The sequence below is a fragment of the Reyranella sp. genome (genome assembly GCF_965249915.1).
Taxonomy (GTDB): Bacteria; Pseudomonadota; Alphaproteobacteria; order Reyranellales; family Reyranellaceae; genus Reyranella.
Map to the genome: position 1 here is coordinate 1,336,863 of NZ_OZ252257.1, position 22,215 is coordinate 1,359,077.

Annotated in this window: 19 protein-coding genes; 3 read left to right on the forward strand and 16 right to left on the reverse strand. The window is 66.3% G+C overall.

Annotated features, from left to right (window positions below):
* Positions 1 to 131: 131 nt before the first annotated feature.
* From ACP15H_RS06565 to ACP15H_RS06580, 4 genes are all read right to left on the reverse strand, one after another.
* Positions 132 to 1,121, reverse strand: a complete 990-nt coding sequence (locus ACP15H_RS06565; RefSeq protein WP_425065397.1) for an ROK family protein — start codon at positions 1,119 to 1,121, stop codon at positions 132 to 134.
* Positions 1,042 to 2,130, reverse strand: a complete 1,089-nt coding sequence (locus tag ACP15H_RS06570) for a linear amide C-N hydrolase (RefSeq protein ID WP_425065398.1) — start codon at positions 2,128 to 2,130, stop codon at positions 1,042 to 1,044. Before ACP15H_RS06570 ends, ACP15H_RS06565 begins: the two co-directional genes overlap by 80 nt.
* 165 nt (positions 2,131 to 2,295) lie before the next feature.
* Positions 2,296 to 3,381, reverse strand: a complete 1,086-nt coding sequence (locus ACP15H_RS06575; RefSeq protein WP_425065399.1) for a linear amide C-N hydrolase — start codon at positions 3,379 to 3,381, stop codon at positions 2,296 to 2,298.
* Between the two features lie 34 nt (positions 3,382 to 3,415).
* A complete protein-coding gene (locus tag ACP15H_RS06580; RefSeq protein ID WP_425065400.1) occupies positions 3,416 to 4,441 on the reverse strand; it encodes a patatin-like phospholipase family protein in 1,026 nt (341 codons plus the stop codon).
* Between the two features lie 72 nt (positions 4,442 to 4,513).
* Here ACP15H_RS06580 and ACP15H_RS06585 point away from each other — a divergent pair, with 72 nt between their 5' ends.
* Both ACP15H_RS06585 and ACP15H_RS06590 read left to right on the forward strand, forming a co-directional pair.
* On the forward strand, positions 4,514 to 5,740 hold the full coding sequence (locus ACP15H_RS06585; protein WP_425065401.1) for an MFS transporter: 1,227 nt from the start codon (positions 4,514 to 4,516) through the stop codon (positions 5,738 to 5,740).
* Positions 5,741 to 5,806: 66 nt separating this feature from the next.
* The gene (locus tag ACP15H_RS06590) at positions 5,807 to 6,538 is read left to right on the forward strand and encodes a tellurite resistance TerB family protein (protein ID WP_425065402.1); all 732 of its coding nucleotides are present in this window, start codon (positions 5,807 to 5,809) and stop codon (positions 6,536 to 6,538) included.
* Between the two features lie 21 nt (positions 6,539 to 6,559).
* On the opposite strand, the gene ACP15H_RS06595 is transcribed toward ACP15H_RS06590, so the two are convergent.
* Entirely contained in the window at positions 6,560 to 7,666 is a 1,107-nt protein-coding gene (locus tag ACP15H_RS06595; protein WP_425065403.1) for an LLM class flavin-dependent oxidoreductase, read from the reverse strand.
* 70 nt (positions 7,667 to 7,736) lie between these two features.
* On the opposite strand from ACP15H_RS06595, the gene ACP15H_RS06600 reads away from it, so the two are divergent.
* Positions 7,737 to 8,303: a cysteine hydrolase family protein gene (locus ACP15H_RS06600; RefSeq protein ID WP_425065404.1), complete on the forward strand. Its 567-nt coding sequence runs from the start codon at positions 7,737 to 7,739 to the stop codon at positions 8,301 to 8,303.
* Here ACP15H_RS06600 and ACP15H_RS06605 read toward each other — a convergent pair.
* From ACP15H_RS06605 to ACP15H_RS06655, 11 genes are all read right to left on the reverse strand, one after another.
* Positions 8,300 to 8,848, reverse strand: a complete 549-nt coding sequence (locus tag ACP15H_RS06605; protein ID WP_425065405.1) for a hypothetical protein — start codon at positions 8,846 to 8,848, stop codon at positions 8,300 to 8,302. The genes ACP15H_RS06600 and ACP15H_RS06605 overlap by 4 nt on opposite strands.
* A gap of 233 nt (positions 8,849 to 9,081) precedes the next feature.
* Positions 9,082 to 9,888: a transglutaminase-like domain-containing protein gene (locus tag ACP15H_RS06610; protein ID WP_425065406.1), complete on the reverse strand. Its 807-nt coding sequence runs from the start codon at positions 9,886 to 9,888 to the stop codon at positions 9,082 to 9,084.
* A 37-nt stretch (positions 9,889 to 9,925) separates the two neighbouring features.
* Positions 9,926 to 10,807: a transglutaminase family protein gene (locus tag ACP15H_RS06615; protein ID WP_425065407.1), complete on the reverse strand. Its 882-nt coding sequence runs from the start codon at positions 10,805 to 10,807 to the stop codon at positions 9,926 to 9,928.
* 105 nt (positions 10,808 to 10,912) lie between these two features.
* Positions 10,913 to 12,412 carry an aldehyde dehydrogenase gene (locus ACP15H_RS06620; RefSeq protein ID WP_425065408.1) on the reverse strand — a complete coding sequence of 500 codons (1,500 nt, stop codon included), beginning with the start codon at positions 12,410 to 12,412 and terminating at the stop codon, positions 10,913 to 10,915.
* A 98-nt stretch (positions 12,413 to 12,510) separates the two neighbouring features.
* Positions 12,511 to 12,678: a 50S ribosomal protein L33 gene (gene rpmG / locus ACP15H_RS06625; protein ID WP_020696277.1), complete on the reverse strand. Its 168-nt coding sequence runs from the start codon at positions 12,676 to 12,678 to the stop codon at positions 12,511 to 12,513.
* A gap of 93 nt (positions 12,679 to 12,771) precedes the next feature.
* Entirely contained in the window at positions 12,772 to 14,337 is a 1,566-nt protein-coding gene (locus ACP15H_RS06630) for a S41 family peptidase (RefSeq protein WP_425065409.1), read from the reverse strand.
* Positions 14,338 to 14,416: 79 nt separating this feature from the next.
* Positions 14,417 to 14,824 (reverse strand): DUF983 domain-containing protein, encoded by a 408-nt coding sequence (locus ACP15H_RS06635; protein WP_425065410.1) that lies wholly within the window; start codon positions 14,822 to 14,824, stop codon positions 14,417 to 14,419.
* Between the two features lie 22 nt (positions 14,825 to 14,846).
* Entirely contained in the window at positions 14,847 to 17,123 is a 2,277-nt protein-coding gene (gene rnr / locus ACP15H_RS06640) for a ribonuclease R (protein WP_425065411.1), read from the reverse strand.
* A complete protein-coding gene (topA, locus tag ACP15H_RS06645) occupies positions 17,116 to 19,821 on the reverse strand; it encodes a type I DNA topoisomerase (protein ID WP_425065412.1) in 2,706 nt (901 codons plus the stop codon). The genes rnr and topA overlap by 8 nt, the downstream gene beginning before the upstream one ends.
* Positions 19,822 to 19,874: 53 nt before the next feature.
* Positions 19,875 to 20,930, reverse strand: coding sequence for a DNA-processing protein DprA (gene dprA, locus ACP15H_RS06650; RefSeq protein WP_425065413.1), 1,056 nt, complete (start codon positions 20,928 to 20,930; stop codon positions 19,875 to 19,877).
* A gap of 61 nt (positions 20,931 to 20,991) precedes the next feature.
* Positions 20,992 to 22,167: an MFS transporter gene (locus ACP15H_RS06655; RefSeq protein WP_425065414.1), complete on the reverse strand. Its 1,176-nt coding sequence runs from the start codon at positions 22,165 to 22,167 to the stop codon at positions 20,992 to 20,994.
* Positions 22,168 to 22,215: the final 48 nt, after the last annotated feature.

Here is a 22,215-nt window from a genome sequence, read left to right on the forward strand (position 1 = left end):
AAATCTATGACAGCTTAAGTAATATACATAACATTAGGGTTGCATTGATGCAGTAAATTTTCCTTTTAGGTGAAGGCAATTCCGGGCAATTGGCGAGCGTTGCGACGCGTCTCCGTGCCGCGAAGAGGACGCTAGAGCGGCCAGAGCCAGGCGGCGCCGCGCACGCCGCTCGAATCGCCATGCCGGGGCGGCCGCAATTTCGTGACGATACTGTCGCGCTCCGAGAAGACGTAGTCTTTCCAGAGTTCGGGAACGCGATCGTAGAGTTGCGGGATCTTGGAAAGCCCGCCACCCAGCACGATGGCGTCCGGATCGAGCAGGTTTATGACGCTGGCGAGCGCTCGAGCCAGACGATCACAGTAGGTTTCTAGGCATTCCAACGCCAGCGTATCGCCTGACGCGGCGGCCTCGGCGATGGCGGTGGCACGCAGGTCGCGGCCGGACGCCTGTGTGAACTGCTTCTGGAAGGCGGGGCCGCTCAGCCAGGCTTCGATGCAGCCCCGTCTCCCGCAGTAGCAGCCCGGGCCGGGCCGCTCGTCGTCGCGCGGCAGGGGCAGGGCGTTGTGGCCCCACTCACCGGCGATGGCATGGGCACCGATGAGCGGCTTCCCATCAATGACGATACCGCCGCCGACTCCGGTCCCCAGGATGACGCCGAAAACGACGGCACTACCGGCACCGGAACCATCAGCCGCTTCTGAGACGGCGAAGCAATTCGCGTCGTTCGACAGGCGCACTTCCTCGCGATCGAGGGCCTTTTTCAGGTCGAGGTCGAGCGGGTGGCCGTTCAGCCGGGTGGAATTTGCATTCTTCACGAGACCCGTGGCGGGCGAGATGGCGCCGGGATGCCCGATGCCGATCCGGCAACGGGCGCCCACCTCACGTTCCAGGTCATGCACTACGGAAACGACGGCCGCGACCGTCGCTTCGTAGCTTTCACGGGGCGTCGGCGCGCGCAGGCGTGCGCGCTCCGAGCCATCATCGTCAAGGACGAGGCCTTCGATCTTGGTTCCGCCGAGATCAATGCCTATCCGCATCGCTTCAGGGCGTGGCCGGCAGGAACTTGAAGGGCTCCGCCGCCTTGAATGCGCCAGCCGTCTCGCCGGAGAAGACTTCGCCATCCTGGATGGTGAGCTTCTTCACCGGAGCCCCCGGCTTGAGATCGAGCTTGGAGAAAGACACCCAGAACGTATTCGGCCGGGTGGCCGAATCGAAGAAATAGACCAGGTTTTTCTGATCTGAGACGGTGCGCCAGATCGTCGACGAGATGTTGGGCTGGTCCGGGGTCGTAATGCCGAGCGGCACGCTGACCGAGCGCATGACGCCCATGACGCTCGCCACAGCCTGGTTCGAGAAAGACTGTTGCGGGACGCTCTTGATGTAGGACGGGTCGGCCTTTCGCGGAATCGCGTCGAGGAGAAACGACGCCCGCGCGAAGCGGTCCGCGGCGCGATTGGTGCCCGGCAGAAAGACGAGACCACCGATGCTCTTCCAGTATTCATTCAGCGCGAGCTGCTGGTCGTAAATCGGCGAGTTGGTCATCACCGTATATTGCTTGCCGTGATGCACCTGAAGCTTGCCGCCGACATACTCGAAGATCGCCGAATCGCCCGTGGCGTCGGAGATCGCGAGATGCAACGTCGAGGCCTTGCCGTTGGGCAGCGTGGGCGCAAGCAGGTTGAAAGGCGTCTGCTGCAGCGCCTCGACCGTTTCAGCGACTGTAGCGTAATTGTCCAGCACGTACTGAACCCACGCTGCGATCGAGAGATAGGGCTTGCCCGCCACGGGCTTCGCATACTCCGACTCCGCCAGATAGAGCAGGTTCCCGACGAGGCCCTTTTCGTTCATGCCGTCGGCGGTCCCGACTTCATAGCTCGAGGTGATGACGCTGCCGTACTTGGACGTCCAGGCGATGGATTGTGGGCCAGCCGCGCCGTTCCGCGCCATGCCGGCCGGGAACGCCCAGAGGTTCGAGCCCATGTCCTCGGCCCAGTCCATGTTTCGACCGGTCATGACGGTATTGTCGGGGGCCACGTAAAGCGTGCGGGTGCAGGCCCAGGCCGTGCCTGCCGCAGCGACGAGACCCAGGGAGAGAGCAAAGGTCGAAATCTTGGACAGGCGCGACTTCATGGAGTTCCTTTCGGGGCTGAAGCGTCCATATAATCGCATTGCCTGTTCATATAAAGCGCGCGGGTATGTTGATGAGGTCCTCTGCGCCGACTTATCGAACGTCGAGCTCAGCCCTCCGGTTGCGCAGGCGCGGCCGGGTTGAAGAGAAGCCGGAGTCGCATGTGCTCAGTTCGGGCTGGCCGGCAGGAACTTGAACGGCTCGGCGGACTTGAACGAGCCAGCGACCTCGCCGGAAAAGACCTCGCCATTCTGGATGGTGAGCTTCCTCACCGGCGCGCCGGGTTTCAGGTCGAGCTTGCCGAGCGACACCCAGAAAGTGTTCGGACGGGTTGCCGAGTCGAAATAGTAAATGAGGTTTTTTTGGTCCGCGACGGTCCGCCAGAGGGTCGAGGCGATGTTGGGCTCGTTCGGCGTCGTCAGGCCAAGCGGGACACTGACCGATCGCATGACACTCATCACGCTAGCTACAGCCTGATAGTCATAGGACTGCTCCGGCACGCCCTTGATGAAATTCTTGTCGGCCTTGCGGGGAATGGCGCTCAACAGGAAAGAGGCGCGCACGAAGCGGTCGGCTGCACGCGCCGTTCCGGGCAGGAACGCCGTGCCGCCAACCGTCTTCCAGTATTCGTCGAGTGAAAGCTGCTGGTCGTAGCTCGGCGAGTTGGTCATCACCGTATAGCGTTTGCCATGATGGATGATGAGCTTGCCGTCGATATACTCGAAGATGGCCGAATCGCCCGAAGGGTCGGAAATCGAAAGATGCAGCGCGGCTGGCGCGCCGTTGGGCAGGGTGGGCGCCAGCACCGTGAACGGCTCCCCGCGGAGCGCCTCCACCGCTTCGGCGACGGTGGCATAGTTGTCGAGCACGTATTGTGGCCAGGCGACGATCGAAAGGTCGGGCCGTCCGACCGCCGCCGGTGCGTACTTCGATTCGGCAAGATAGAGCAGGTTTGCGACCAGACCCTTCTCGTTCATGCCATCGGCGCTGCCGGCTTCATAGCCAGACGCCACGACGCTGCCGTATCGGGAGACCCATTCGATGGAGTTCGCTCCGGCCGCTCCGTTGCGTTTCATCCCGGCCGGGAATACCCACAGGTTCGAGGACATGTCCTCGTCCCAGTCCATGTTGCGCCCGGTGATGACCATGTTGTCGGAGCCGACATAGAGCGTTCGCGTGCAAGCCAGTACCGGTGCCGCGAGGGTCGCTGCGGCGACTGCGAACGCGCAAATTCCCGAGAGAAGACGTGTCATCTTTCGTTCCATCGTTGCCTGCCCGGCAGCGATCTCACAAGAAGCGCGCGCGGATGTCGATGCTGTTTTCGACGCCGACTTTGTCGAACGTCGACGCCAGCCATGCGGTCGCGGAGGCGCGGCCGGCCTCGAACAGATGGGCGAGGAATTCGGGCTCGATATTGAACTTGCTGACGGCGCCGAGCGGCGCCAGCGTCGCGGGATCGCCGATCGAGTGGATGAGGAGCTTCTTCAGGCGGTCGCCGAATTCGCCGGTGAGGGCGCCGTTGTCGATCAGTTCCTGCACGAAGGCGATGGCGCGCATCTCCGCCATCAGCGCCCCGCCGAAGGTGATCTCGTTCAGTCGGTCGGCAATCTCGGCATTTGAACGGGGCACGCCTTCGCGGTGCGGCGGGTCGACCTCGACGATCACCACGTCGGCGCTGTCGCTGTTGTAGATGAACGGCCAGATCGGCGGGTTGCCGCGGAAGCCGCCATCCCAGTAGGGCTCGCCGTCGATCACTACGGCTTCGTGGATGCTGGGCAGGCAGGCGGACGCCAGAAGCGCGTCGATCGACAGTTCCTCGCGCGTGAAGATGCGCACCTTGCCGGTCGCCACGTTGGTCGCGGCGATGAAGGCCTTGATCTGGTGACAGGCGCGCACCGACTCCTGATCGAAGTGCCGGGTCAGCAGATCCCGCAGCGGATCGTACTTGAGCGGGTTGCGCTGCCAGGGCGTGAGGGTGCGCTGGATCAGGTCGGCCCACAGGGCACCGGGTGAATCGTCGAGGTTCCAGTTGCCCTGAAGCCGGTCGAGCGGCGTGCGCCGGATCGGGCTGGCGATCGACAACCGGCCGAGTTCGCCCCAGAAGGCTGACAGCGCCGCGCGCGCGCCGGCCGGGCCGCCTCTGGCCCAGCCCTGGAGGAGAATGGCGGCGTTCATGGCCCCGGCGCTCGTGCCGCTGACCGCCTCGAACTCGAGTCGCCCGTCCTCGATCAGCGCGTCGAGCACGCCCCAGGTATAGGCGCCGTGGCTGCCACCGCCCTGCAGGGCGAGGTTGATGCGTTTGGTGTCGGTCATGCGCCTATCCTCGCTGCCCTTGCGGCGTTAGGGTCATCGTTCGGTAAAGAAGCGGGCAGAGCTGGCGGCATTATGGCGAAGGAAGAAACAGGGGGAGCGTGGCGAAAGCGCCCGTCGACGATCCTCTGGATGCTCTCGTTCGGCCAGCTCGTGACGTGGGGCATCGTCTACTACACCTTCCCACTGTTCGTCGTGCCGATGACCGGGGAGCTGGGCTGGTCGCGCAGCGCGATGTTCGGTGCTCTCTCGGCGGGGCTGCTCACCGCGGGTCTCTGCTCCATCGCCGTGGGTGCCTGGATCGATCGCGGTCACGGTCGCCTGCTGATGACCGGCGGTTCGGTGCTCGCTTCGGTGCTGCTTTTCCTGTGGTCGAGGGTCGAGTCCCTGCCGGTGTTCTACGCGTTGTGGATCGGGCTCGGAGCCTGCCAGGCGGTGACGCTCTACGAACCCGCCTTCGCGGTGATCACCCGCGTCTATGGTCCGCGCTACAAGCAGGCGATCCTGCTGATGACGTTCCTCGGTGGCCTGGCGAGCACCTTCGGCATTCCCTTCACGCAGTTCCTGGTCGAGCGGATCGGCTGGCGTCCCGCGCTCGACGTGCTGGCGGTCATCGTTCTCGGTGTCGCCGTCATGCACTGGCTGTTCGTGCCCGGTCCGAGCGTGGAGGCGGTTCCCATCGCGGCGCCCAAGCCGCCCTCCGAAGGCATCGCGAGGAGGAGCCCCCTGGCCGCCGCCATCCGCGTGCCGGCCTTCTGGGGGCTCGTCGTAGCCTTTGCGGGCTACGGGCTCGCTTTCTCGGCCATGAGCTTCCATCTGATCCCGCTGCTCGACGATCGCGGCGTACCGACCGGCGTGGTCATGGCGATCATCGCCCTGATCGGCCCCATGCAGGTCGTGGGGCGGGTGCTGCTGATGGTCGGGCAGCGCCACGTCACGACCATCCAGCTGGGTGCGCTGATCTACTTCGCCTTTCCGCTTGCCATGGGCTTCCTCGCGACGGGCATCACCGACGTCTATGCTCTGATCCTGTTTGCCGTGGTCTACGGCGTCGCCAACGGTCTCGTGACGATCCTGCGCGGCATGGCGGTGCCCGAGTTCATCGGCCCCGAGGGGTACGGCGTCGTCTCCGGGGCGCTGACCATGCCAACCAACGTCATGCGCGCCGCGGGGCCGGTTCTGGCTTCGCTCGCCTGGGGTGCGTTCGGGGGGTACGCGCCCGTCCTGTGGGGCCTGGCCGGGATCATGCTGGTCGCCGCCCTCGGGTTCGCGGCGGCAGCGTTTCTCTCGAAACGAGCCTGAATCTCCCGGTTTTGCCACAATTGCACATCATCTGAGCCCGCAAGCTAACCAATAAGGCGAGGCGTCATGTTCGATGCGAAGCGTTTGCTGGAACAGTTCATGGGTGGTCAGGCGGGCGGCCAGGGCGTCGGCCCGACCGGCAGCCAAGGCAGCGGTGGCGGCTTCCTGAGCGGGGCCGGTGGCGGGGCGCTGGCCGGGGGCCTTGCGGCGCTGCTGCTCGGCAGTAAGGCCGGCCGCGAGATCGGCGGAGAGGCCCTGAAGCTCGGTGGCATGGCTGCGGTCGGTGCGCTGGCCTACAAGGCCTACAACGACTGGCAGAGCGGCAAAGCCGCCGCGCCGGCGACTCAAGCGCCGCAGGCTCCGGTACTCATGTTGCCGGCGCCCAGCGGCACCCCGTTCAATCCCTCGACCGAGTCGGGCCAGCAGACCCTGGCGCGTCATCTGTTGCGCGCCATGATCGCCGCCGCCAAGGCGGACGGCCATGTCGACGCGCAGGAGCAGGCGCGCATTTTCGCCGAGATGGACAAGCTGCCTCTGGGCGCCGACGACAAGGCGTTCGTGATGGACGAGCTGCGCGCCAAGCTCGATGTCGATGCCGTCGCGGGCGCGGCGGCGACGCCGGAGGAGGCGGCCGAAATCTACACCGCCTCGCTGCTGGCCATCGACGTCGACAATGCCGCCGAGCGCGGCTATCTCGCGATGCTGGCCGCACGCCTCAGGCTCGACGACGCCTTGGTTGCACATCTCCATGGCAGCGTCGCCTCGGCGACCGGCAAGAGCGTGCCGGTCGCGGCGTAACAGGATCGGCTGGCGGCGGCGTTACTCCGCCGCCAGTCTCGCCATCCCGGGCTTGAGGTGCTGCACCTTGGGCATGACTTCCTTCGAGAGAAGTTCGAGGGACCGGCGCCAGGCCTGCGGGTTCTCGACATAGTCGAAGCCGAAGACCAGGAGCTGGCCGAAGCCGCCGACCTCGTCATAGATCTTCTCGATCTTCTCGACGACGGTCTTTGGCGAGCCGATGATCCAGTTGTGCTTGGCGCAATATTCCGGCGTCACGTCGGAGTCGGCCGCGCCGGCATCGTGCTTCAGGTATTCGAAAAACCCGAATTGCGAGAGCAGGGGCAGGAAGTATTCCCTCATCATGCGGCCCATGTGCGAGCCGACCGACAGGCGCATCGCCTCTTCGTCGGTGTCGGCCACGAAGACCTCGCGCACCAGGCGCCACTGGTTGCGGTCGGGCGTGCGGCCCGACTTGGCGGCGCCGATCTCCACCGACTCCCAGTGGCTCTTCACATAGGCGGGGTTGAGATTGAGGCTCATCGGAATGTAGCCCTTCTCTCCCGCGAGCTTCAGCGTGTCGGAGCCCTTGGACAGGCCGGCGACGCCGATCGGCGGATGCGGCGTCTGCAGCGGCCTGATGTGCGGCTTCAGGAACCCGAACATCGTGTCGGGCTTGGTGACGTGCCAGTACTTGCCCTTGTAGTCGAAGGGCTCGGCCGAGGACCAGAGCTTGAGGATGATGTCGAGCGCCTCGCGCGTCATCTCGCGGTTCGTGCCCGACATGCCATCGACGTTGAACATCGCCCAGTCGCTGGGCAGGCCGGAGGCGGCGATGCCGAAGTTCAGCCGTCCGCCCGAAATGTGATCCAGCATGGCGACCCGGTTCGCGAGCTCGGCCGGGTGATGGTACGGCAGCAGGAAGCCGCCGGGACCGAGGCGGATGTTCTTGGTCTGCAGGAGCGCCTGCGCCACCAGCAGGTCGGGCGAGGGATGCGGCTCCCAGGGTGCGGTGTGATGCTCGCCGATCCAGGCCTCGGAGAAGCCGAGTTCGTCGAGCCAGCGGATCACCTGAAGATCCCATTCGTGCCCGTCCTTCAGGGAGCGCTCAGGTGGATGGGAGGGCATGGTGAAATAACCGAACTGCATCGTTTCCTCCTGTTTTTGTTGCCTGCAACTCCACTACCATTGCGCGCGAGGCGCAAGAGGGCAGGGATGCATGGCTGACGACGTTCTGATCGTGATCGACCAGCAGAAGGCCATGGATCATCCCAAATGGGGACCCCGCAACAATCCCGGCGCTGAGGCCAATATCGCCCGGCTGCTGGCCGACTGGCGCCGCCGCGGGGCACCGGTCGTCCATGTGAAGCATGACAGCACCGACCCCGAATCGCCCTTCCGCCCGGGCCAGGAAGGCAACGACTTCCTGCCCCTGACGGCCCCGCTGGACGGCGAACTGGTGGTGGCCAAGAAGGTCCACAGCGCCTTCATCGGCACCGACCTTGCCGCCGGCCTGCAGGCGATGGCGGGAGGCGGCGGAGCGAAACCTCGACTCGTGATCTGCGGCGTCCTGCTCGCCAACTCGGTCGAGGCCACCGTGCGGGTGGCCGCCAATCTCGGCTTCGAAATCCGGCTGCCGGCAGATGCCTGCTGGTCGTGCGACAAGCGCGACCTGAGGGGCCGGCTCTGGCCGGCGGAGGACGTGCACCAGCTCACGCTGGCGCTGCTCGATGGCGAATACGCCCAGGTGACCTCCGTCGACGCGATCCTGCGCGGTCGAGTCTAGGGCGTGTCCACCGGCCGCCTGTCCGACGCGGATGCATCACGCGCCTGGAACATCAACCGCCAGAGTCTTCCTTCACCCATAATCTGCCCGATCTCGCGCAGCGCGAAGAATGGCAGGAGCGAGATGGCCAGGATGGCCCATACCGTCAGCTTGCCCTCCCAGGTGACGCCGCCGATATGGGGCATGCTGGCCGCCAGAGTCTTGCCCGCCACCATGCCGAGGCCGATTCGCTCGGCGGCGTGGAAGAGCATGAAAGCCAGGGCGAACAAGCCGGCCTTGTAGGCCACGGGCCAGATCAGGGGCATATGGTCGAACCGGCGGCCGAGCTTCAGGTTCTCGGCGATCAGCATGACCTTGGCCATGACGGCGGCATTGATCAGCGCGAACCCCTGGGGCGCGAAAGACAGGTTCCGCTCCGAGAGGACCAGGCTTTCGTTCAGGACGAACAGGCCGAAGACCACGTAGAGATAGGCGAACATGAGGAGGAAGCGGCGCATCTCGTCGAGACCGCGCTCCTTCAGTCGGTGCAATCCTTCGCTGTTCATGACCGGCCCGAGGGCGGCCGGTCGGCGTGCGCCATCTCGTCCCAAGGGATCCGCACGGCAGGATTGCAGGCCCGGAGGCGCTGCACGATACAGAGTTCCAACACTTCGAGATCTCCCCCACGGTCGCGCCGGCCGCCCGTGCTCCCAGGATGTGCCGTCGCGTCTCCGGAGCATACAGAGGCGCGCAGGACGCGTCGAAGGCGATGCTGCGAAGGTCGGCGCCAGGGGGCCGGTCAGACGATCTCGTCGGTGACGACCTTGAAACTCACCAGCGTGTTGGGACCGAACGTGTGGGTGATCGGCACGTCGGCGGCGTCGCGGCCGCGGCCGATCAGGATTCGGCCGATGCGCGGCGTGTTGTTGCGCGCATCGAACACGTGCCACTGGCCGCCGAGATAGGCTTCGAAGAATCCGGCGAAATCCATCGGCGCATCGACCGGCGGCACACCGATGTCGCCGAGATAGCCCGTGCAGTATCGCGCGGGGATGTTCATGCACCGGCAGAAGGCGATGGCGAGATGAGCGTAGTCGCGGCACACGCCGTTGCCTTCGTTGAAGGCCTCCCACGCCGTCTTGGTCGGCCGGGCGTACTCGTAGCCGAAGGTGATGTGATTGTGCACGTAGTCGCAGATCGCCTGGACCCGGGCCCAGCCTGGCGGCCCGTTACTGAACAGGCTCCACGCGATTTCGGACAGGCGGTCGGTGTCGCAATAGCGGCTGCCGAGAAGATAGACCAGGGTATCGGAGGGCAGATCCTCGACCGCATGCTGCGGAGCCGACGGGAAGATCTTTTCCGGGATGCCCGAATCGCGGACGACGCCGTTGCCGAACAGCCGGAAGCGTCCGGCCGGTGCGACCAGGCGGCTGCACATGTTGCCGAACCCGTCGCGATAGCGGGTGATCGGGACGGCCGGATCGGTTTTCAGCCTGTCGGGCTCGATGAGGTCGCCGGACCGCGTCGGGTGGGCGCCCAATATCATGATCATCGGCGTGGGCTGCGGTAGGTCGTAGACGATCTCGTAACCAATGCGGATCTTCATCCGGACGCCCCTCGAATCGCAATACGGCGGAGATCGATCAGGCCGTCTCGGCCGGATGGGGCGTGACGCTGACGTGAACCTCCATGCCAAGAGTGTCGGCCCGGGAGCCGACGAAGGTACCGTGCAGCGGCAATGCCTGCTCGGGATCGCGCACGACCGCCACCGTAACGAGACTGGCCTTGCCGACGTTGCCGCTGGTCGGATCGAAATCGACCCATCCGGTGCCGGGCAGGTAGACCTGCGCCCACGCATGCGTCGCGCCGTGCGCCTCGGTCGGCGCCACGTCCGGCATGGTGGCGAGATAGCCGGAGGCGAAGCGGGCGGCGAGGCCCAGCGAGCGTGCGGCATCGATCATCAGGAGCGCGAAGTCGCGGCAGCTGCCATGCCCGAGCTCAAGCGTCTCGAGCGGCGCCTGCACGCCCTTGGCCTCGCGACGACGATAGAGGAAACCCTCGTGGATGCCCTGAGAAAGACGCTTGAGGAGTTCGAGGGCAGGGATCTGACCGTCCGCGGGCAGGAACCGGCGCGCCCATTGGGCGACCGCGTCGTCGGGCCCGCTATCGGAGCGATGGATGCAATGGGCGAGGTCGGCCCTCTCCTCGGCGTAGTCGACGGGAAAGAGGGCCGCGGCATCGTCGAGATCGGGATGAGCGGCGCGGGCGGGTGAATGTTCGAGGCTGACGACGCTCGCGAAGGTGAGCTCGGTGGCGACACCGGCGAACTCGGCAATGGCGACGTGGTTGCCGAAATCGTCCTTCTCGTAGCGCAGGCTGGAGGGGGCGGGGTTGATATCGAGGCTGACCTCGATCACGCGCTGATCGTGCGAGTCGCGGGGCAGCAGCATCATGCGGTGTTCGCCGAAGGCGACCGGGTGCCGGTATCGGTAGGTCGTGACGTGCCGGATCGTCAGTGACGTCATGACGCCTCCCATGACCTCATCAAGCACGTTTCGAGCCAAGCCGATACAGCAAACGAAACAAGGCGGCCCGCGGGCCGCCTTGTCGTGTGGTCAATTGGAGACGGTTCAGCCGAGCTGGATCCAGGTCGTCTTCATCTGCGTGAACTTGTCGAAAGCATGCAGGGACTTGTCCCGGCCATTGCCCGACTGCTTGTAGCCGCCGAACGGCGTGGTGATGTCGCCGCCGTCATAGGTGTTCACCCACACCGAGCCGGCGCGCAGGGCCTTGGAGAACTTGAACGCCTTGTTGATGTCGGAGGTGAAGATCGCGGAGGCGAGGCCGTAGATCGTGTCGTTGGCGACGGTGAGGGCCTGTTCGGCGTCCTTGACCGGGATGACCGACAGGACCGGCCCGAAGATCTCCTCCTGGGCGATCTTCATCCGGTTGTCGACATTGTCGAAAACGGTCGGCTCGATGAAGGAGCCGGCATTGTCGATGTGCACCTGCTTGCCGCCCATGGCGAGTTTGGCGCCTTCCTTCTGGCCGGCGTCGATGAAGCCCATGACCCGCTTGGTCTGGGTCTCGTCGACCATGGCGCCCATCTGCGTCTTCGGGTCGAGCGGGTCGCCCGGCATCATCTTCTGGCCGATCGCCATGACCTTGGCGAGGAACTCGTCCTTGATCTTGTCCTCGACGATCAGGCGCGAACCGGCGGTGCAGACCTCGCCCTGGTTGAACCAGATGCCGAACGCGGTGCGGCGCGCCGCGATGTCGAGGTTGGGCGCGTCGGCCAGCACGATGTTCGGCGACTTGCCGCCGCACTCGAGCCAGACCTGCTTCATGTTGGATTCGCCGGAGTAGCGCAGGAAGTACTTGCCGACCTCCGTCGAGCCGGTGAAGGCCAGCACGTCGACGTCCATGTGACGGCCGAGCGCCTGGCCGGCGGTCTCGCCGAAGCCGGGCAGCACGTTGAACACGCCTTCGGGGATGCCGGCCTCGGCCGCCAGTTCGGCGAGACGCAGCGCGGTGAGGGGAGACTGTTCGGCCGGCTTCAGGATGACCGAGTTGCCGGCGGCCAGCGCGGGCGAAATCTTCCAGCAGGCCATCAGCAGCGGGAAGTTCCAGGGCACGACGCAGGCCACAACGCCCGCGGCTTCGCGGGTGATCATGGCGATGACGTTGCCCGGGGTCGGGGCGACCTCGTCATAAATCTTGTCGATCGCCTCGCCGAACCACTGCACCGTATTCGCCGAGCCCGGGATGTCGACCGTGGTCGAGAAGGCGATCGGCTTGCCCATGTCGAGCGTCTCGAGCAGGGCCAGTTCCTCGCGGTTCTTCATCATGAGGTCGGCGAGCTTCAGCATGATGCGCTTGCGCTGGGCCGGCGCCATGTTGGCCCAGGTGCCCTTCTCGAAGGCGGCGCGCGCGGCCTTCACGGCGGCGTCGACATCGGCCTGCTCGCAGGCGGCGACCTTGGTCAGGACCTGGCCCGTGGCCGGGTTCACGCAGTCGAAGGTCTTGCCGGTCAGCGAGGCTACGAACTTGCCGCCGATGAAGGCCTGGTTCCGGTAGCTGAGACCGCCGATGCGGCCTTTCCAGTCGTCGCGCGAAAGCTGGGCGCTCATGATCTCTTTCCTCCTCTTTGGATTGCGCGGGAGACTATCCCACGAAAAAGCCGCCCGGAAGGGCGGCTTGGTCGTCGAGCCTGCAGAGCGACAGGCTGTTACTTGATCTTCGATTCCTTGAACACGACGTGCTTGCGCGCGACCGGATCGTACTTCTTGAGTTCGAGCTTCTCGGTCTTGGTGCGCGGGTTCTTCTTGGTGACGTAGAAGAAGCCGGTGTCGGCGCTGGAGATCATCTTGATCAGGATGGAAGTCGGCTTGGCCATGTCGATTGTCCTTAAGCCCTGGAGGGCGAATTCGCAGAGGCGCGCAAAGTAGTCGGCAGGGCTGGCGTGTCAAGCGCCGAGCCATGAAAAGGGCTAGGGTCGGGCAGCCGCCTGGAAGGTCGCAGATTGCACGGCATGGGCATAAAGAGCCCGGTCGCGCAGCAGGCGGACGGCCAGGTCGACATCCGCTTCCGGGGCGGATTCGCCCGGCGGGCAGATCTTGCGGAGGTCGGACACTTCCTGAGGCGTCGGATTGCGCAGCGCGTGCCAGCGCATCAGCGAGGTGTGGTTCGAATCGACCGACGCCACGCCCAGCTTGCTCGCATCGCCGACCTTGGAGGTGCAGATGTTGGGCAGCACGCCCAGCTCGTTCCAGGTGTAGCCGGACGGCGCTTGCAGACGTGACCAGGTGAGGATCAACTCGCCCTCGTTGGCCAGCCGGACGACGGTCTGGACGGTGCCCTTGCCGTAGCTGGTGGTGCCGATAACCACGGCGCGCCCGCGATCCTGCAGTGCCGCCGCCACGATTTCGGCGGCCGAGGCGGAGCCGCCGTTCATCAGCACGACGATCGGCAGCTGATTGCCGTTGGCGCGGCCGTTGGAGCTGCGGTAGGTGCGCTTGCTGTCGGGATGGCGGCCGTTGGTCGAGAAGATCGTGCCATCGGCGATGAACACTTCCGAGACCGATTGCGCCTGGTCGAGCAGGCCGCCGCGGTTGGAGCGCATGTCGATGATGAGGCCGGCCAGGTCCTTGCCGATCTCGGCCTTTGCCTTGTCGAGGGCGGCGCGGAGATTGTCCGTCGTCGCGGTGTTGAACCCCGTCAGGTGGATCAGCGCCACGTCGCCGCGGCGCTCATAGACGACCGTGGTCGGGACGATGCGGCTGCGCTTCATCGCCAGGGTGAGTTCGGCGCCCTGGGACGGGCGGAGCACGGTCATGTTCACCGGCGCGCCGACCGCGCCGCGCAGCTTCGACACGACGTCGGACAAGGGCCGGTCTATCATCGAGTCGGAATCGATGGCCAGGATCTGGTCGCCGACCTGCACGCCCGCCTTGGCGGCCGGCGAACCGTCCTGGACCGCGCGGATCAGGATCTTCTTCTCGTCGGTCCGTTCGACGGTGATGCCGATGCCGCCGCCGCCGTCGCGCTGGAACCGGTTGTCCTTCGCTTCATCGGGGTCGGCATAGCGGCTGTTGCGGTCGAGTTGCTTGGTCGTGGCCGCCATCGCCTGGCGGATCAGAACCTGGCGGTCGACCTGTTGCAGAGCGGGGGAAGCCTCGATCGACCCGGCCATCAATTCAGTGAGTGTGTTGCCCCAGGCGCGGCCGTCCGTCGTGTCGGCAGGAGCAGGGCGGCTCACGATTTCCTTGCCGTTGCGCTTCACCGTGAGGCTGCCGTCGCTGGCCTCGAGGGCGAGCGTCGAATCGCTGCTGGCGAAGCCCCGATAGGCCTCGACCGACAGATTTCGGAAGTTGGGCTCGTAGAGATGGCGGTCGCCGATGGCTCGGTACGCCTGGAGAACGACTCGTTCGATGCCGGCATCGGCGGCGGCGGGAGCGCGAGCGTCAGCCTGGGGGCTCGGCGTGTCGGGCGAGGTCGCGCACGACACGACCAGACAGGCCGCCAGCAGCGACAGGATCGCGCGCGGCAGCGTCAAGCGCAGAAAAGGGAATTGAGGCACATCCATATCCGGCGGCAGGACCATAGCACAGGCCGTCGGCGGGCGGCCACGTCGATCAGGCTGAGCGGTCGAGGCTTCCGGTCGCCGCAGCCTTGTGAGAACCCATTTTCTGGGCCCAAAGCAGCGCAATTACGGCACCCTTGATGCGCGGCAGCAAAAAAAGCGCCAAGACGACGGACAGGGGAAGCCACAGAAGGGCATGGACCCACAGGGGGGGCTCGGTCCCCCAGCGCTCGACCAGCAGGACCAGCGGCACGACGATGTGGCCCACGACGAAAATGGTGAAATAGGCCGGCGCGTCGTCGGCGCGATAGGGTTCGAGCGCCAGGTCGCAGACCTCGCAATGGCCCTTCATCTTCAGGTAGCTGCTGAACAGCCGGCCCTGATTGCAGCGCGGGCATCGGCCGTGCCAGCCCCGCATCAGGGCGGTCCAGAAATCAACCGGAGCGTGTTCGTCATCCATGCAAGCAAGATGGGCCTAGCATCTACTTGCGTCGGCGTGACCCTTTGTCCCGTGACGGCCCGCGATGCGCGACCGGACGCCGCGGCGGCCCGTTACCGTCTCTGCCCTGTGGCGAACGGAAGCTGCGGGGCGCGGCTTGTCGCTCCACACGTTCGATCACGTCGACGATCTCGAACAGCAGGCCGCCGGTGGCGGTATCGGCCTCGACAAGCTTGATCTGCAACCGGTCGCCCAGGCCGAAGGTCTCGCCCGTGCGTTCGCCGATCAGGACCTGCCGTCCCTCGTCGTGGCGGAAGAACTCCTGCCCCAGCGAGCGGATGGGAATCAGCCCGTCGGCACCGGTGCCCTCGAGCGTGGCGAACAGGCCGAAGCGGGTCACGCCATTCACGCGGCCGGGGAATACGGCCCCGACATGGCCGGCCATGAACGCCGCGACGTAGCGGTCCATGGCGCCGCGCTCGGCGGCGACCGCGCGACGCTCGCACATCGACAGATGCTCGCCGAACTCGGTGAAGCGACCCCTGTCCTCGGTGGAGAGGCCGCCTTCGCCCAGCCCGTAGGCGGCGATGAGCGCACGATGCACGATCAGGTCGGGGAAGCGGCGGATCGGCGAGGTGAAGTGGGCATAGCGCGCAAGGGCGAGGCCGAAATGGCCGAGATTGTCGGGGCTGTAGACGGCCTGGCTCTGGCTGCGCAGGACGGTCTGGCTGACGAGCTGGGAAACCGGCTTGTCGGCGACCTCGTGCAGGACGCGGTTGAGGTCGGCCGGGCGGAGCCGCTGGCCAGTCGGGACCTTGATGCCGAGCGTGCCGAGGAACTCGCGCAAGGCTTCGAGCTTGGCGAGATCGGGCTGATCGTGGACGCGATAGAGGCAGGGGGCCTGGCGCTGCTCCAGCGCCTGCGCCGCCGCCACGTTGGCCAGCACCATGAATTCCTCGATCAGCTTGTGGCTGTCGAGACGCTCGCGCACGCCGATCGTGGCGATATGGCCATCCTTGCCCAGCGTCACCTGGCGCTCCGGCAGGTCGAGGTCGAGCGCGCCGCGGGCTTCGCGCGCCGCCAGCAGGACGCGGTAGGCGCCGTAGAGCGGCCGCACGACGGCGTCCATCAGCGGCTCGATCTCGGCGTCCGGCGTGCCGTTCATGGCACGTTGCACGCGGTTGTAGGTGAGGCGGGCGGCCGAGCGCATCATCGCGCGGTGGAACTTGTGGCGCTTGAGATGACCCTCGGCGTCGATCCACATCTCGGCCACCAGCACGGGGCGATCCTCGTGCGGCACCAGCGAGCACCAGTGGTTGGAGAGCTGCTCAGGCAGCATCGGCACGACGCGATCCGGAAAGTAGACCGACGTGCCGCGGCGATAGGCGGCGCGGTCGAGCGGCCGGTCGTGGCGCACGTACCAGGCGACGTCGGCGATGGCGACGAGGATGTGCCAGCCGCCGGGATGGTCGGGATCGGGCTCGGCGAACACGGCATCGTCGAAGTCGCGGGCGTCCTCGCCGTCGATCGTCACCAGCGGCACGGCGCGCAGGTCGAGGCGGTGGCCCATCGGCGCGGCCTTGGCCTTGTCGGCTTCCTCGATCGCGGCTTCGGGGAAGTCGACGGGAATGTCGTTGGTGGCGATCGAGATCAGGCTGACGGTGCGCGGATCGCTCATCGGGCCGATGCGCTCGACGATGCGCGCTCGCCGCGCGAGTGCGCCGCCGGTCTCCTCGATCCACACGATGTCGCCGGGCAGTGCGCCGTTCCTGTCGGTGGGGCGCACGTCGAATTCGCGGCGCAGCTTGCGATCGGTCGGCGTGACGAGGCCGAGTCCGTTGCGGCCGGGCGGTTCTTCGTAGAGGCCGAGGATCTTCTTCGGTCCGCTGCCCAGCCGGCGAACGACTTTCGCCTCGTAGGTATTCTTGCCGCGGCGCTTCATGCTCGCCAGCACGCGGTCACCGACCGCCGGGGCAGGCACGGTGCGCGACGCCGGCGCGGAGACCTCGATGCGCGGCGGCGGGCCGTCCTTGTCGTCGTCGTGACGGCGCGGCACGGCCAGGAGATGGCCGTCGCCGTCCACCGAGACGATCTCGAGCACGATCATGTCGCTCAGCGACTCGGGATGACGGAAGGTCTTGGCGCGATCCGGCGTGATTTCGCCGGCATCGCGCAGGTCGCGCAGCAGTTCCTTGAGTTCGATGCGCTGGTCGCCCTTGAGCCCGTAGGCGCGGGCGATCTCGCGCTTTCCAACCGGCGTCTCGCTGTCGCGGATGAAGGCCAGCAGTTCGTCGCGGGTCGGAACCTTGCCCTTAGCCATCGGTACCGGTACGGGGCGGGGCGTCGTCCTTGTCCTTCGCCTTGGCCGCCTTCTTTTTCTTTGCAGCAGGCTTCTTCTTGGCCGCGGCCTTCTTCGCCTTCGGCTTGTCGCCGGCGTCGTTGGCCGCTGCGGCTGGCGCCTTCTTGGGCCGTGCCGCCTTCGGCTTCTTGCCTCCGCCCTTGGCGGCGCGTTCGGCCAGAAGCGCGACCGCCTGGTCGAGCGTCAGCTCTTCCGGCTTGATGTCGCGCGGCACCGTGGCGTTGACGCTGCCGTGCTTCACATAGGGCCCGTAGCGGCCGTCATAGAGTTCGACCGGCGCCTCGTCGGACGGGTGGTTGCCGATGCTGCGGATCGGCTTGACCACGGCCCGGCCGCGGGGAGTTTTCGCCTCGGCCAGCAGGGCCACGGCGCGGTTCATGCCGATGTCGAGGACGCTCTCGTCGGACGGGACGGATTTGTATTTCGGCCCGTGCTTCACGTAGGGGCCGAAGCGGCCGACACCGGCCAGGATGACTTCGCCATCCTCGGGATGCGGCCCCAGTTCGCGCGGCAGCGAGAGCAGCGCCAGCGCCTTCTCCAGCGTCAGGTCGGCCGGCGTCATGTCGCGCAGCAGCGACTGGCGCTTGGGCTTCTCCTTGCCCTCCGGTTCGCCGAGCTGGACGTAAAGGCCATAGGGGCCCTTGCGCAGCGTCACCTGCTTGCCGGTGACAGGATCGATCCCCAGGATCTTTGGGCCGTCAAGACTCTCGCCGCTTGCCGCGTCGGCGTCGGCATCGACGATGCCGAGTTTCCGCGTGAAGCGGCATTCCGGATAGTTGGAGCAGCCGATGAAGGCGCCGAACTTGCCGAGCTTGAGGCCCAGTCGGCCGTTCGCGCAGGACGGGCAATCGCGCGGGTTCTTGCCGCCATTGTCGTTGGCCGGGAAGAAGTGGGGGCCCAGCTCCTCGTCGAGCTTGTCCAGCACTTCCTTGACGCGTAGGTCCTTGGTCTCACCGACGGCGGCGGAAAAGGCCTTCCAGAACTCGCGCAGGACCTCGTGCCAGTCGATCTTGCCGCTGGAAATATCGTCGAGCTCTTCCTCGAGATGGGCGGTGAAGCCGTATTCCACGTAGCGAGGGAAATAGGTCTGGAGGAACGCGGTGACGATACGGCCGCGATCCTCGGGAATGAACCGCTTGCGGTCGATGCGCACGTAATTGCGGCGCTGCAGCACCTCGATGATGCTGGCATAGGTCGAGGGACGGCCGATGCCGAGCTCCTCGAGCTTCTTGACCAGGCTGGCTTCCGAATAGCGCGGCGGCGGCTCGGTGAAATGCTGTTCCGGCACGACCTCGCGCCGGTCCATCGCCTCGTTTTCGGCAACGTCGGGCAGGATGGCGCCGGTCTCTTCGTCGTCGCTCTTGTCGTCCTGGCCCTCGTCGTAGAGCGTGAGGAAGCCGTTGAACTTCACGACCGAGCCGGTGGCGCGAAGCTGGACGGTCTTGTCGCCGCTGGCGATGTCGACCGTCACCTGGTCCAGCACGGCGCTTTCCATCTGGCTGGCGACGGTGCGCTTCCAGATCAGTTCGTAGAGGCCGAGCTGGTCCTTGTCCAAATAGGCGGCGACGTCCTGCGGCGTGCGGAAGAGGTCGGTCGGGCGGACCGCTTCATGCGCTTCCTGGGCGTTCTTGGCCTTGGACGTATAGACACGCGGACTCGCCGGCACATAGTCGGCGCCGTACTTGGTCTCGATCAGGCGGCGGGTCTGGCCGATCGCCTCGGGCGCGAGTTGCACGCCATCGGTACGCATGTAGGTGATGAGGCCGACCGTTTCGCCGCCGATGTCGACGCCTTCGTACAGGCGCTGGGCGATGCGCATGGCGGTGGCGGCGCCGAGGCCCAGCTTGCGCGATGCTTCCTGCTGCAGGGTCGAGGTGATGAAGGGGGGCGGCGGGTTGCGCCGGACCTGGCGGCGGTCGACGGAGGCGACGGCGAAGGCGCGGCGCTCGATCTCGAGCTTGGCCTGCTCGGCGCGCTCCTTGGTGTCGAGGTCGAACTTCTCGAGCTTGCGGCCGTCGAGATGGGTAAGGCGGGCCTTCAGCACCTGCTTCTTGGCCGTGCCGAAATAGGCATCGACCGTCCAGTATTCGCGGGTCTTGAAAACCTCGATTTCCGATTCGCGCTCGCAGATCAGACGCAGCGCCACGGACTGGACGCGGCCGGCCGAACGGCTGCCCGGCAGCTTTCGCCACAGCACGGGCGAGAGCGTGAAGCCCACGAGATAGTCGAGCGCACGGCGTGCCAGGTAGGCGTCGATCAGCGGCTGGTCGAGGTCGCGCGGATTGGCCACCGCGTCGAGGACCGACTTCTTGGTGATCGCGTTGAAGGTGACGCGCTTCACGTCGACGCCGGCCAGCGCCTTCTTGTGCTGCAGGATGTCGAGCACGTGCCAGGAAATGGCTTCGCCTTCGCGATCCGGGTCGGTGGCGAGGTAGAGCTTGCCGCCCTTGGTGACGGCCTGGGCGATCGCGTCGATGCGCTTCTGCGACTGGGCGTCGACTTCCCAGTCCATGGCGAAGTCCTCCTCGGGCCGCACCGAGCCATCCTTGGGAGGAAGGTCGCGGACATGACCGTACGAGGCCAGCACGGTGAAACCGGGGCCAAGGTATTTCCCAATGGTCTTAGCCTTGGCCGGGGACTCGACGACCAGTACGTCCATCGCCGGAAAATGCTCCAGGTTCGACAACAAAGACCGGGAGCTAAACCCCTGATTTATATCAGAGATACACGGTTTCCCCGGTGCCTCTCCAAGCGGCCCTCCAGCTCGAGAGCCATGAGAACCTCCGCTACGAAGGCGGCGGACACTTGGCATCGGCGTACCAGTTCGTCAACCGCAGTGGGCACGGCGCCCAGCGCCTGCACCACTCGTGCAGTATCTGTGTCATCCGAGATTCGGGTTGTTTTTTCAACGAGTTGCCGGTCAGTCGCGGGTCGACCCAGGACGCTCAGAATATCGTTGGCGTCACGGACCAGAATGGCCCCATCTTTTATGAGGCTGTTAGACCCGGCGTATCGCGGATCCATGGGAGAGCCCGGCACCACGAACACCTCGCGGCCCTGTTCGGCGGCGCGCTGGGCAGTGATCAGCGAGCCCGACCGTGCAGCCGCCTCGATCACGACAATCCCGGCCGAGAGGCCGCTCACGATCCGGTTGCGCCGGGGGAAGGCGCGCGCGATCGGCGGTGCGCCCAGCGCCACCTCGCTCAGGATCAGGCCGTGCGCACCGATGGCTTTCTGGAGGGCAGCGTTCTGCGGCGGGTAGACCTGATCCACGCCGCAGGCCAGGACGGCCACCGTGCCGGTGTCGAGCGCCGCCTCGTGGGCGGCCGCATCTATGCCCCGGGCGAGACCGGACGCGATGACGAAGCCAGCCGCGCCCAGAGTGGAAGAGAGTTCGGCCGCGAAGTGGCGTCCTGCCAGTGACGCTTCGCGGGCGCCCACGATCGCCAGGGTCGGGCGACCGAGCAGGCCGGGATCGCCGAGCATCGACAGGACCGGCGGGGCGTCGGGCAGGGCGGCCAGCGCGGCCGGATAGTGGGCGTCGCCGATCACCAGGAAGCGCCCTCCCAGCGCCGCGACCGCCTGTTCTTCGCGTTCGATCGCAGTCTCGGAGACCGTCGCCAGGGTGGCGCAGGCGGCGCGCGCCGATCCGAAATGCGCCAGCGCCTCGTGGAAGGTGATGGGGCCCACCCGTGCGCTGCGCGCCAGCCTCAGCCGGGCCCGGCGCTCCGCCGGGGCGATGTCGCTAGGGTCAGAACCGTCAAACATGAGGTCGACTTTATGCGAGTGATATCTGCGTGTAAAACAACCGATAGTAGCAATCGACCCGTCAGGATCGGCTGCGGCGGCTGAGCAGGGCGCCCGCCGCGCCAAGCAGCGCCAGCAGGGCAATCAGCGGACCGAAGCCTTCGAAGCCGCCCCAGCCGATCATGACGGCACCGAGGGCGGCGGCGCCGATCCAGCCCACGCTGGCCGAGGTGCCGTTGAGGCCGAGCACCGTGCCCCTTACATCTTCCGGGACCGATGCGAGCGCCGCCATGTACGAAGGCCGCCCCAAGGCGTTCAGCAGCACATAGAAGAAGCCCACCGTCACGGAGACGAACGGGCCGGGATGCCAGGTGAAGAGAAGCAGCGCCGCGACGCCGGAGAGCGCCATGGCAATGGCGAAGGTGAGCAGCCGGTCGCGCAGCCGGTCTGCGAGCTGGCCGCCCAACACCGTGCCCGCGACATTGCCCAGCGCGAACACGACCAGCGGGAGGGCGAGTTCGAGCAGGGTCATGTGATAGGTGACCTGCATGAAGGTGGCGAAATAGACGACGGCGAGCCCGTAGCAGATGCGCTCGGCGACTCCGGTGCCGAGGAGCCCCAGGACCCGCGGCGAGAGGGCCGAGCGCATCGAGGGGCGCTGCGCCGCGCCGCGCGTGCGGCCGCCGCTGCCGCGCCCCAGGGTGAGGAACAGGCTCAGCACGGCGGCGATCGAGAGGCCGGCGACGCAGAGAAGCCAGCCGCGCCAGCCGATGAGGGCGCCGACGGCTGCCGCCATCGGTATGCCGACGACGAGCGTCAGCGATTGGCCGCTCATCACCCATCCCAGCGCGCGGCCGCGCTGACTGTCGGGCACGCGCGAGGAGACTTCGGCGAAGACGACTCCGGTGAAGGCGCCGGCGCAGCCGCCGCCCGCGGCCGCCCATACGGCGACCCAGAAGAACGACCCGGCGGCCGCCTGGGCGACCAGGGTGAGGGCAAGCGCCAAGGGCGCGGCGATCAGAATCGACCGCCGACCGATCACGTCGGACATCCAGCCGCCCAGTGCCGAGGTGAGGCCCCAGGCGGTCGCCGTCAGCGAAACGAGGTTGGCGACGAGCGGCATTGCGACATCGAGGTCGTGAGACATTTCCAGAAGAAACGGCGCCCGCGTTGTGCCGCTCGAGGTCGCGGCGAACGACCCCAGGCAGGCGGCGCCGATCAATGCCCACGGCAGGCTGCGGGACGGGGAAACGCTCATGCGCCGCTGCTATGACAGGAATGGCAGCGACCTGCACCGGCAGGATGC